Source organism: Marinobacter daqiaonensis (genome assembly GCF_900115285.1).
Taxonomy (GTDB): Bacteria; Pseudomonadota; Gammaproteobacteria; order Pseudomonadales; family Oleiphilaceae; genus Marinobacter; species Marinobacter daqiaonensis.
The window spans coordinates 1,686,189-1,697,989 of record NZ_FOYW01000001.1; the positions used below are offsets into that span (position 1 = coordinate 1,686,189).

Sequence of the window (11,801 nt, forward strand, 5' to 3'; positions counted from 1 at the left end):
GGGATACCCTCTTCGCTGGCAGGCCAGCTCCTACAGGGGGGAGAAGCAAACTCTGGAGCTAGCCGACATAACTGTAGGAGCCAGCCTGCTGGCGAAGCGACGAACCTCATCAACCGAGGTTCCCGCCTCGCCGGCTGGTCAACACCACCCATGCTGACCCAATTGGGTTGACATCAGCCGACTGCCCTCGACGCAACAGTTTCTGCCTGGCGTTTTTCGATGCCCCTTCCGCTAGTGGCCGCTCCACTACGGTATACCCATCAAACTGGTCATACCACCTGATCCGAGCCTTGACGCTAGGGAAAGCCGCTGTCTTTACTAACACTGCAACAACAAGAACAAATGGTCGGGCACATTGCGCTTGCCGACTCTCAACGGGCAATGAAAGAGGTCAGAAAAACAATGAAAAAAAACGCTATAGCACTGGCTGTTGCTACCAGCCTGAGTGCGATCCCCTTTGCTTATGTCCAGGCCGACAACCTGGACAAACTCGGCGACTTCCAGGTCACTGGTGATGTGGAGTTCACATACATTGATCAGAAAAGCAGCAGCGCCGATGCCATCCGGAAAACGCTGGAAAAAATCAAGCTGCCGGAAGGTTTTGAAATTTCTCTCTATGCCCTGGTTCCCGATGCCCGGCACATGGCAGTGGGCCCACAGGGCGTGGTCACTTTTGTCGGTACCCGTAAAACTGAGGTATGGGCTGTGACAGATCGCGACAAGGACCGGGTCGCTGATGAGGTCAAGAATTTCGCACCCTCAATCGAAAAAGCAATACCAAACGGCCCCTGCTTCTCCCCAGCGGGCGTGCTTTACATCGCCGAACAGAACCGGGTTCTGGCTTATCCGGCTGCCGAATTCTTCTATGAAAGTGGCGATGTGGTCGCATCCGAGGTTATTCCCGGAGGTGAACTTATCCCGGAGCGATTCGTCAGCTACAACCATACCGCGCGGGTCTGCGATGTGGGGCCGGACGGCAAGCTCTACATTTCCCTGGGACAGCCCTACAACGTTGCCCCGAAGGAACATCTCGATATTTTCAATGAGGTAGGTATCGGCGGCATCATCCGGGTCAATCAGGACGGCACTGAGCGCGAGGTCTATACACGGGGCGTTCGCAACTCTGTCGGACACGACTTCCACCCGGCTACCGGCGAGCTCTGGTTTACCGACAATCAGGTAGACGGTATGGGAGACGATATTCCCCCGGGCGAAATCAACCGGCAAACCGCCATGGGACAGCATTTCGGCCATCCCTGGTACGGAGGCGGTGATGTTCGCACCAACGAATACAAGGGCGAGGAAGTGCCAGTGGACGTGGTCTTCCCGGTGGTTGAAACCGTCGCCCACGCTGCCGACCTGGGTATGGTGTTCTATACCGGCAACATGTTTCCCAAGCAGTACCAGGGCGGCATTTTTACCGCGCAGCACGGTTCCTGGAACCGGACTGAGCCCGTTGGCGCCCGGGTGATTTTCACGCCGGTGGATGCCGAAGGCAATGTAATCGGAGAAACCATTCCCTTCGCCGAGGGCTGGTTGACCGAGAACGGGGAATACCTTGGCCGGCCAGTAGACGTGGCTCAACTGAAGGATGGCTCGCTGCTTGTCTCGGATGACCTGGCCGGTGCAATCTACCGGATCGCCTATACAGGCACCGGTTCCTGATCCGACCGCCATCACCCATCTCAATTGCCGGAGAGCCGAAGCTCTCCGGCACTACGGAGTTGCAGTCCGATGCACCGAATGAACAAAACGCCTCCACGCTCTCTGGTGTTGGTTGCAGGTCTCTTATTCTGTTTCTCTACCGGCACTTTCGCCGGTGACCCGGAACAGGGTCGTAAACTCGCCGTCCAGTGCCAGACCTGCCACGGCATCGACGGCCTGGCGAAGATTCCGATCGCGCCGAATATCGCCGGAGAAAGCCAGATATACCTTCAGAGCCAGCTTAAGGCCTTCCGCAGCGGCAAACGCGAGCATGAGATGATGTCAGTGGTGGCCAAAAACCTGACTGACCGTCAGATAGCCGATCTTGCGGCCTGGTACGAGTCCATTGAGGTAACCGTCACATTGCCGGATTAGCGAATGCAACGGCCCGACAATCTTTGGGTTGAAAGATCGTCGGGGTTTTCTAACGGTCCGGGGAACGCGTCTTGCGATCGACGTCACGGACGACATCTTTCCCCTGTTACTGCGACCAGGTCGGCGCTAGTCCATCAGGTCTTGCCGTTCCAGCCATCTTCCCGCAGGACCGATCCCACATCCAGTACCGGCGATGCGTCGATTTCGTCGGCGTCCATCATGTTCGCCACCCGTTGCAGGGATGCGACTATCATGCTCTGCTCCCACTGGTCCAGGTTCTGGAACTTGCGGATAAAGTTGTCCTGGAGAGGCAGTGGCGCGCGAGCCAGGAGGTCGGCGCCTTCTTCCGTCAGGTGGGCGTGTACCTTCCGCTTGTCCTGGGTGCTGCGCACCCGATACACCAGAGCGCGATGTTCCAGCCGGTCAAGGATGGTGGTAACCGTGGCCTGACTCAGGCTGACGTGATCGGCAATGGTGCCGATGGTCACCTCACCCAGGTCCCGGATGGTGCGCATGATCAGCAGTTGCGGGCCGGTCAGGCCGGCGTGCTTGCTGAGCCGCTTGGAGTGAAGGTCGGTGGCCCGTATGACGCGCCGGAGCGCCACCAGGACCTGCTCGTAACTCTTGTTGTCAGTGAGTGACGAGCCCTGACTGTTTCCACGCTCATTCAGATTGGACATGACTTGTAATCACCAGATGTTTATACCACTAACTATTAGAGGTCTTTAAGCCGCAAAAAGCAAGTGGGCTGAGGTACCAAGGGAACGTTACTGCGCCCATTCGGGCCGTCAAATGTCAGCCATCCGCCTGTCGGGTGCACCAGCGAAGCGCACCCCGCTCCGGTTAAAGGCGGTGAGGCATATCGTGCAGCATTATACGATCCCGATTCAGAACTGCGCCTCAAACCGAAACCTCACAACCTCAAGGCTGAGACATCAGGACTGCCGAAGTTCAGCGACAGGGAAAACGCCCTCGTTGTGGCGCAGATATTGCTGGCGCAGTGTGGATGGAACGCTAGATAAAAGTCATCGAAAAATATTTTCGTTTATCACATAATCCCAACCGGTCCAGGCATCGGACGCCCAGGCTCGTGACCCGACAGAACCCTGGTCACAACAACGGGAGTTTCTACGCGGCTTTCTTGACAGGGAAGATCAGGTGGTGTTTTTTTAATCCGTTGTCATCAAAGAAAAATCAGAACAGGCAGGAGCATGCAATGATCAAGAATTTCAGCAAACTCGCACTGGCCGCCGGTGTATCCGCCGCCATTGCCCTCCCCGCTTCCGCGCTGGCAGAAATCCGCATCGGTATCGCCGGCCCCCAGACCGGTCCCGTTGCCCAGTACGGCGATATGCAGTTTTCCGGCGCCCGCATGGCCATTGAACGAATCAACGCCGAGGGCGGCGTAAACGGCGAAATGCTGGAGGCCGTGGAAGTGGACGACGTCTGTGATCCGAAACAGGCGGTCACCGTTGCCAACCGACTGGTCAACGAAGGCGTCAGCTTTGTGGTGGGCCACCTCTGTTCCAGCTCCACCCAGCCAGCATCCGACATCTACGAGGATGAAGGTATCCTCATGATCACGCCGGCCTCCACCAGCCCGGAGATCACAGCCCGCGGCTATGAGCTGGTATTCCGGACCATCGGCCTGGACAGCATGCAGGGGCCGGTCGCCGCCAATCACCTGATCTCCCTCGAGCCCAAGCGGGTCGCGGTCATCCACGACAAGCAGCAGTATGGTGAAGGCATCGCGACCTCCGTGCGCGACACCCTCGAGGAAGCTGACGTAAATGTTGTCATGTTCGAAGGCATTACCGCCGGCGACAAGGACTTCTCGTCACTGGTCACCAAGCTCAAGCAGGCAGACGTTGATTACGTCTACTACGGGGGCTACCACCCCGAGCTGGGCCTGATTCTGCGCCAGGCACGCCAGGCGGATCTGGACGCCACATTCATGGGTCCGGAAGGGGTTGGCAACAAGGACATCAACACCATTGCCGGTGACGCCGCGGAAGGCCTGCTGGTGACCCTGCCGCCCAGCTTCGACGAAAAAGAAGTGAACCAGGCACTGGTCAAGGCGTTCGAGGAAAAAGGCGAAGACCCCTCCGGTCCGTTTGTCCTGACGTCCTACACCGCCGTTCAACTGATTGCCGAAGGCATCGAGCAGGCCGGTTCCACTGACCCCTTCGAAGTGGCCGAAGCCCTGCGTGAAGGCTCCTTCGAGACGCCCATCGGCATGGTCAGCTACGACGAGAAGGGTGACATGGAATCCTTTGAGTTCGTGGTTTACGAGTGGCACGCCGACGGCAGCAAGACCGCCGTTAACTAAACCCCTGGAACGTAAATGAACACCACCCTGGCCTGACGTCTTGGCCGGGGGCGGTGTTTTATGGTCAGGTTGACGGAGTGTCACACCCATGCAAGACCTGCTTTATTTCGGTCAACAGCTGATCAATGGACTGACTATCGGCAGTACCTATGCCCTGATTGCCATTGGCTACACCATGGTTTACGGCATCATCGGCATGATCAACTTCGCCCACGGCGAGATTTACATGATCGGTGCCTATACCGCGCTGATCACCATCACCGGACTGGCGACACTTGGGGTTACCTGGCTGCCGGTGATTCTTCTGATTGCATTGATCTGCGCCATGATCGTATCCAGCTCCATGGGCTGGGCCGTAGAGCGGGTCGCCTACCGGCCAGTCAGGGGCCGGCACCGGCTCATTCCGCTTATTTCAGCGATCGGCATGTCGATCTTCCTGCAGAACTACGTCCACCTGGCCCAGGGCTCCCGGAACATCGGTTTTCCGGCCCTGATCGAAGGCGGCTTCCAGTTCGGCAGCAGCGGCAATTTCCAGATGTCCATTTCCTGGATCCAGATCGTCATCTTCGTGACCACGTTTGTCTGCATGACGGCACTTTCCCTTTACATATCACGCTCCCGAATCGGGCGGGCCTGCCGGGCGGTCTCACAGGACCTGGGCATGGCCAACCTGCTGGGCATTGACACCAACCGCATCATTTCCGCCACCTTCGTGATCGGTGCGGCCCTGGCGGCGGTTGCAGGCCTTCTGCTGGGAATGTACTACGGCTCCGTGGATCCGCTGTTCGGCTTCATTGCCGGCCTCAAGGCCTTCACCGCAGCGGTGCTCGGGGGCATCGGCAGCATTCCCGGCGCCATGCTCGGCGGGCTGATCCTCGGCATCGCCGAGAGCATGACCTCCGGTTATCTCAGTGGCGAGTACAAAGACGTGGTTTCCTTTGGCCTGCTGATACTGATCCTGTTGTTCAAGCCCACAGGACTGCTGGGCAAACCGGAAGTGGAGAAGATCTGATGGTCGCCGCCCACAACCTCAAACACGCGCTGTTCTGCGCCGTCATCACCCTGGTGATCTCCTGGCCCATCATGGGTCTCAAACTGGAGGCCGTTGGTACCCAGATCACCCTCCAGGGGGCCGACCCGTTCACCTGGATTGCCATCGGCGTTGCCGCACTGGCGGTTTTCCTGTTCCAGCTGTTCAGGGAAGCCATCCTCGGCAGGCTCGGCATGCTGAAGTCGCTCAACCCAATGGCGGACAGGAAACCGATGCCCCAGGAAAAGCGTCTGAAGCTTGAAAGCATCGGACTGACCCTGCTGATCGTGCTGGCCCTGATCTGGCCATTCTTCGTTTCGCGCGGCTCCGTGGATCTGGCCACCCTGGTACTGATCTACATCATGCTGGCACTGGGCCTGAACGTGGTGGTGGGCCTGGCGGGCCTGCTGGACCTGGGCTACGTGGCCTTCTACGCGGTCGGGGCCTATACCTTCGCGCTGCTGTCCCAGTACTGGGGTATTTCGTTCTGGATGGCGCTGCCCATCGGAGCCCTGCTGGCAGCCCTGTTCGGCCTGGTGCTGGGTTTTCCGGTGTTACGGCTTCGGGGTGACTACCTCGCCATCGTGACCCTGGGTTTCGGAGAAATCATCCGGATACTGCTGAACAACTGGACCAACGTCACCGGTGGCCCGAACGGCATCGGCGGCATTCCGGACCCGACCCTGTTCGGCATGGAATTCGGCCGTCGGGTGAAGGAAGAAGGCAACGTGTCCTTCCACGAGACTTTCGGAATCGCCTATTCCGGCGAACACAAGGTCATCTTCCTGTACCTGATCGCCCTGGTGCTGGCGGTGTTCACCGGTCTGGTTATCCGGCGCCTGATGCGGATGCCGGTCGGCCGCGCCTGGGAAGCGTTACGGGAAGACGAAATCGCCGCCCGCTCCCTTGGCCTGAGCCGGACGGGCGTAAAGCTGTCGGCGTTTACCATTGGCGCCTTTTTCGCGGGTTTCGCCGGTACCGTGTTCGCCTCCAAGCAGGGCTTTATCAGCCCGGAGTCCTTCGTGTTCCTGGAGTCCGCCATTATTCTCGCCATTGTGGTGCTTGGTGGCATGGGCTCCCAGATGGGCGTGATTCTGGCGGCCATCGCCGTTACCATTTTGCCGGAGCTGGCGCGGGAGTTTTCGGAGTACCGGATGCTCATTTTCGGTGCCGCAATGGTGCTGATGATGGTCTGGCGTCCCCAGGGACTGCTGCCCATGCGCCGTCGTCAAATCAAGCTCTCGACAGGGGAATAAGGCATGCTCGAAGTACAGAACCTGTCGATGCGGTTCGGTGGCCTGCTGGCGGTGGATCAGGTCTCCCTCGACGTGCAGGAACATGAAATCGTTTCCATCATCGGCCCCAATGGTGCCGGGAAGACCACTGTCTTCAACTGCATGAGCGGCTTCTATAAGCCCAGCGGCGGCAAGATCCTGTTCCGGGGCCAGGAAATCCAGGGCAAGCCGGACTACAGGATCTCCCGTCTGGGCCTGGTGCGCACCTTCCAGCACGTGCGGCTGTTCGGCAGAATGACGGTGGTGGAGAACCTTATGGTTGCCCAGCACCGGCACCTCAACACCAACCTGCTTTCCGGCCTGGTGGCCACTCCGAACTACCGGGCCCGGGAGCAGAAAGCCCTGGACCGGGCCAGTTACTGGCTGGAACGGGTAGGCCTGATGGAGATGGCCAACCGGGAGGCGGGGAACCTGGCCTACGGCCAGCAGCGGCGCCTGGAAATCGCCCGCTGCATGGTCACCGAGCCCCAGCTGCTCATGCTGGACGAGCCGGCCGCCGGCCTGAACCCCGCGGAAACCCGGGACCTCGACCAGCTGATCATCAGCCTCAAAGAGGACTACAACGTCTCAGTGGTGCTGATCGAACATGATATGAGCCTGGTAATGGGTATCTCGGACCGCATCAACGTCATCAGCCAGGGCCGGCCCCTGGCCAGCGGAACACCGGACGAAATCCGGAACAACGACGACGTGATCAAAGCCTACCTGGGAGAAGCCTGAGCCATGCTGTTACTGGAAGATGTACACACCCACTACGGCAAGATCGAGGCCCTTCATGGCGTAACGGTGGAGGTCAAGCAGGGGGAGATCGTGTCCCTGATCGGGGCCAATGGCGCCGGCAAGACCACGCTGCTGATGACGGTCTGCGGCAACCCCCAGGCCAGTTCCGGCCGGATCGTTCTGGAAGGCCGTGATATCACCCGGCTGCCCACCTCCGATATCATGCGCTCCGGCATCGCCATCGTACCGGAAGGACGCCGGGTATTCTCCGGTCTGACCGTTGAGGAAAATCTCCATATGGGGGGGTTCTTCAACACCAAGTCCGAGATTCGCAAAGGCATCGAGCATGTCTACGAGCTGTTCCCGAGGCTCAAGGAGCGGGAGCACCAGCGGGCAGGCACCATGTCCGGCGGAGAGCAGCAGATGCTGGCCATCGGCAGGGCCCTGATGAGCAAGCCCCGCATGATGATTCTCGACGAACCCTCCCTGGGACTGGCGCCCCTGGTGATCAAGCAGATTTTCGAGATCATCGGCCAGCTGAGGGAAGAAGGCATTACGGTATTCCTGGTGGAACAGAACGCCCACCAGGCTCTGCGACTGGCTGACCGGGGCTACGTGCTGGAAACCGGTCGCATCCGGCTCCAGGATACCGGCGAAAACCTGTTGGCCAACCCGGACGTTCAGAACGCCTACCTGGGCGGCTGAGCACCGCGACCAGGTCGCAAAAATTTGCGGCATATCAATGGCGAAGCTTTCCGTTTTGGCCGGCTTGGCTATACTTGTCGGGTCGGCCATACTCGGGTGCTTCCGTCAGGCCGTAACCGTACAGCCATAGCGCAGTACGGATTCTGTCAGGAAAAATCAGCGACGTTTAAAATGATAATCAAGGAGCAGAACATGAAAAAACTGATCGCAGGTGCAATTCTTCTGGGCGCATCCAGCTTGGCGTTCGCACAGCCTGGCTGTGGCGTCGGTGCCATGGTCTGGAAGGGGCAATCCGGTATCGCCCCCCACGTCCTCGCGGCAACCACCAATGGTATCTTTGGCAACCAGACCCTGGGTATGACCACCGGCACCCTCGGCTGTCAGACCAACCAGTCCGTTCAGTCCATGGCCATGTACATGGATAGCAACATCGACAAGGTAGCCCGTGACATGTCCCGTGGCTCCGGCGAGAACCTCGACACCCTGAGTGTGCTGCTGGGCGTCGATGAAGCGGACCGCAGCGAATTCAACCGCCTGCTGCAGGACAATTTCGCTTCCATCTTCCCGACCTCCGACACCACCTCCAACCAGGCGGTGGACGCCATTGTTGCTCTACTTGAGCAGCATGAGCGCCTGAGCAAGTACGTGGCCTGATCCCGTACCGTTCCGACTGCAGCCCAACCGGGGCAGCCGGTGGGCTGCAGTTGCTCCTGACCAGGGCGAAAAGCCCTACGCCTCCGTGTGACGCCAAAAGATTGATGCTCCATGCCTAGACGGATTCCTTCAGCCCCGCTCCTCGGACTGTTGCTGGCCTTCTCCTGCGCCGTTTCAGCCGCACCCCAGCAACAGGCGGACATCGAGGCACTGGCGACATCGGAGCAATGGCTCACCCTCGTGCACTATCACCCGAACCGTTTCCAGTCCGGTTATACCAGCCAGGCGGACGACCCCTCGTTTTTCTTCAGCGAGAGTGGCAAGACCGACCCGGAAGGCGAGCTCAGGGCAACCATTGAAGCCATCTCCAGCCCCGCCAGTGGCGATCCGAACAGGCATGCGCGGTGTGCATTTCCGGCCCGGGACGCCTGGATCCGAGAGCAGCTGGCTCTCCCGGAGCCCGAGGTAACCTGTACCGAATTCGAGGAATGGAAAGCCGAACTGAACACACAGGCCATCACCCTGGTGTTCGCGGCGTCCTACCTGAACAGCCCTTCATCCATGTTCGGACACACCTTTCTCCGCCTCGATCCCCCCGAGGAAGATGGTGAGACCAACCTCCTTCTCGCCAACACCATTTCCTACGCCGCGGACGCAGCGGAGCATGACAGCGAAATCCTGTTCGCCTACCGGGGCATTTTCGGTGGCTATCCTGGCGTCACCTCCGTTCAGCCCTACTACGAAATGATCAGGGTTTACTCCGACATCGAGAACCGCGACCTGTGGGAATACGAGCTCAATCTGACCCCGGCGGAGGTGGAGCAGATGCTGGCCCACACCTGGGAAATCCAGGACCGGAACTTCGACTATTACTTTTTCGACGAGAACTGCGCCTATCGCCTGCTGGCGCTGATCGACGTGGCCCGGCCCGGCACCAACCTGCTGGACGAAGTGAGCACCCACGCCATTCCATCGGACACCGTCCGCTGGGTGGTGGACCGGGATCTCGTATCCGAGGTGCATTACCGGCCATCCGCTGCAACCAGTGTCAGCCATGGTCTATCAACACTTGACAGTGATCAGCGACGGCTTGCCGCTGCCCTGGCCAATGGCTACATCAGTGTCGACGGCAAGGAAATCAACGCCCTCGACGACGAAGACCGGGCACGGGTGCTGGACGCAACTTACGACTATGTCCGGCACCAGGCCCAGGCCGAGGACTGGCCCCGGGAAATAGCCGCGCCCCTGTCCCATGAACTTCTGGTGGCCCGTAGCGGCCTCAAGGGTCCACCGGCCGATGAGGGCCCCCTGCCGCCGGACGTACGGGACGATCAGGGTCATGACACCCTGGCGGTCGCGGCAACGGGGGGCTACGACGGCACCCGCCATTATACTGGCCTGACCCTTCGCGCCGCCTACCATGACCTGCTGGACCCACCCGCGGGCTACCGGCCGGGGGCGCAGTTACAGTTCATGCGCCTGGATACACGCCTCTACACCGACAACCAGGAGTTCCAGATCGAGAATCTCGTGGGTGTGGAAATTCGCTCCCTGACGCCCCGGGATGCCTTCTTCAGGCCGCTCTCGTGGCAGGTCGGTTTCGGGGGGCGGCGCACCGAGTTGCCGACAGGAAACCGGGTACTGACCCCGTACCTGGAAGGCGGGGCCGGTGGCACCTGGCGCCTGACCCGCAAACTCAGTGCCCTGGCCATCCTCACCGGTGACCTGGAAATCAGCAAACACCTGCCTCGCGGCTACGACGTCGCTCCGGGCGCCGACCTATCCCTGCTCCGGCAGGGAGACCGCTTCAGCCTGCTCACCGGGCTGCGCAGCAAAACCTGGATCATCAGCGACCAGCACCGGCAAGATGAGCTATACCTGGAGGGCGCCGTTCACCTGGGGCGGGCCTACAGTATCCGGGCGAGCGCCAGCCGCACTCATCATTACGAAAGGTACGAGACCCTATGGAATCTCGGATTCCGCGCTTACTTCTGACCACCCTCGCGGCCATGACAACCCTGCTACAGGGTTGTACCAGCCTGTTCTTCTACCCGGACCAGCAGACCTACCTGACCCCGGACCGCCTTGAGCTTACCTACGAGGATGTCTGGATCGATACGCCGGATGGGGAGACCCTCCACGCCTGGTGGCTGCCGGCCGAAGGTGAGGCCAGGGGACACGTCTACTTCCTCCACGGCAACGCCCAGAACATCAGCAGTCACATCCTCAACGTCGCCTGGCTGCCGGAGGAAGGCTATAACGTCCTGTTGCTGGATTACCGGGGTTACGGTCGCTCCAGCGGGGAGATTGACCTGGAGGGCGCCCTGATCGACTCCGAGGCGGGCCTGCGCTGGCTGGAGGCCAATCGCGAAACCCAGCAGCTCCCGGTTTATATGCTGGGCCAGAGCCTGGGCGGTGCCCTGGCGATCATCCTGGCCAGTGACTGGGTCTCCCGGGGCAATGAACCTCCACTGTCCGGCCTGATCGCCGACAGCACCTTCTCCGGGTTCCGGGCCATCGCCCGGGAGAAGCTTGGCGACTTCTGGCTGACCTGGCCCATCCAGATTCCCCTGAGCTGGACCGTGACCGACCAGTACGAACCGATAGACAAGATCGCGGACATAAGCCCAGTGCCTGTCATAATCGTCCACAGCGTAAAAGACGGCATCATCCCCACCCATCACGGCCTCAGACTGTACGAAGCCGCCAGGGAACCCAAGCGTTTCCGGAGAACCGACATGCCCCACGGTGGTGCCTTCATGCTGCCGGAGTACCGCCAGGCAGTGCTCGACTTTATGGAAGAGCATGATTCGCCGCGAAATGACGCGGAAGAAAAGGCGAATAAAAATTAGCCACGGAACGACACGGAAAAGACAGATAGCACCTTCTTCGCGGGCAACGCCTGACTGAAGGAACCAGCCTGCTGGCGAGGAGGCGAACCGCACCAGCCGGGATACCCTCTTCGCTGGCAGGCCAGCTCCTACAGCGA

Annotated in this window: 11 protein-coding genes; 10 read left to right on the top strand and 1 reads right to left on the bottom strand. The window is 60.0% G+C overall.

The features are described from left to right. Positions 1 to 402 precede the first annotated feature (402 nt). Positions 403 to 1,665 (top strand): PQQ-dependent sugar dehydrogenase, encoded by a 1,263-nt coding sequence (locus tag BM346_RS07755; RefSeq protein ID WP_092010459.1) that lies wholly within the window; start codon positions 403 to 405, stop codon positions 1,663 to 1,665. Between the two features lie 69 nt (positions 1,666 to 1,734). Then, a complete protein-coding gene (locus BM346_RS07760; RefSeq protein WP_227662863.1) occupies positions 1,735 to 2,079 on the top strand; it encodes a c-type cytochrome in 345 nt (114 codons plus the stop codon). A 134-nt stretch (positions 2,080 to 2,213) separates the two neighbouring features. Here the strand turns inward: BM346_RS07760 and BM346_RS07765 are convergent, their stop codons facing one another. Continuing rightward, positions 2,214 to 2,759 carry a MarR family winged helix-turn-helix transcriptional regulator gene (locus tag BM346_RS07765; protein WP_092010461.1) on the bottom strand — a complete coding sequence of 182 codons (546 nt, stop codon included), beginning with the start codon at positions 2,757 to 2,759 and terminating at the stop codon, positions 2,214 to 2,216. Positions 2,760 to 3,295: 536 nt separating this feature from the next. Between BM346_RS07765 and BM346_RS07770 the strand changes: the two genes are divergently transcribed. The 8 genes from BM346_RS07770 to BM346_RS07805 all read left to right on the top strand — a co-directional run bounded on the left by BM346_RS07770 (position 3,296) and on the right by BM346_RS07805 (position 11,664). Then, entirely contained in the window at positions 3,296 to 4,408 is a 1,113-nt protein-coding gene (locus tag BM346_RS07770) for a branched-chain amino acid ABC transporter substrate-binding protein (protein ID WP_092010464.1), read from the top strand. A gap of 88 nt (positions 4,409 to 4,496) precedes the next feature. Next, a complete protein-coding gene (gene livH / locus BM346_RS07775) occupies positions 4,497 to 5,420 on the top strand; it encodes a high-affinity branched-chain amino acid ABC transporter permease LivH (protein ID WP_092010467.1) in 924 nt (307 codons plus the stop codon). Then, entirely contained in the window at positions 5,420 to 6,694 is a 1,275-nt protein-coding gene (locus BM346_RS07780) for a high-affinity branched-chain amino acid ABC transporter permease LivM (protein ID WP_092010470.1), read from the top strand. The genes livH and BM346_RS07780 overlap by 1 nt, the downstream gene beginning before the upstream one ends. A 3-nt stretch (positions 6,695 to 6,697) precedes the next feature. After that, positions 6,698 to 7,453: a high-affinity branched-chain amino acid ABC transporter ATP-binding protein LivG gene (gene livG / locus BM346_RS07785; RefSeq protein ID WP_092010473.1), complete on the top strand. Its 756-nt coding sequence runs from the start codon at positions 6,698 to 6,700 to the stop codon at positions 7,451 to 7,453. 3 nt (positions 7,454 to 7,456) lie between these two features. Beyond that, positions 7,457 to 8,158 carry an ABC transporter ATP-binding protein gene (locus BM346_RS07790; protein ID WP_092010476.1) on the top strand — a complete coding sequence of 234 codons (702 nt, stop codon included), beginning with the start codon at positions 7,457 to 7,459 and terminating at the stop codon, positions 8,156 to 8,158. A gap of 192 nt (positions 8,159 to 8,350) precedes the next feature. Then, complete coding sequence (locus BM346_RS07795; RefSeq protein ID WP_092013450.1) at positions 8,351 to 8,812, top strand: DUF3015 domain-containing protein; 462 nt, start codon at positions 8,351 to 8,353, stop codon at positions 8,810 to 8,812. 111 nt (positions 8,813 to 8,923) lie between these two features. Next, positions 8,924 to 10,807, top strand: a complete 1,884-nt coding sequence (locus BM346_RS07800) for an Lnb N-terminal periplasmic domain-containing protein (protein ID WP_092010479.1) — start codon at positions 8,924 to 8,926, stop codon at positions 10,805 to 10,807. After that, positions 10,777 to 11,664, top strand: a complete 888-nt coding sequence (locus tag BM346_RS07805; protein WP_092010482.1) for an alpha/beta hydrolase — start codon at positions 10,777 to 10,779, stop codon at positions 11,662 to 11,664. The genes BM346_RS07800 and BM346_RS07805 overlap by 31 nt, the downstream gene beginning before the upstream one ends. The last annotated feature ends 137 nt before the right edge of the window (positions 11,665 to 11,801 follow it).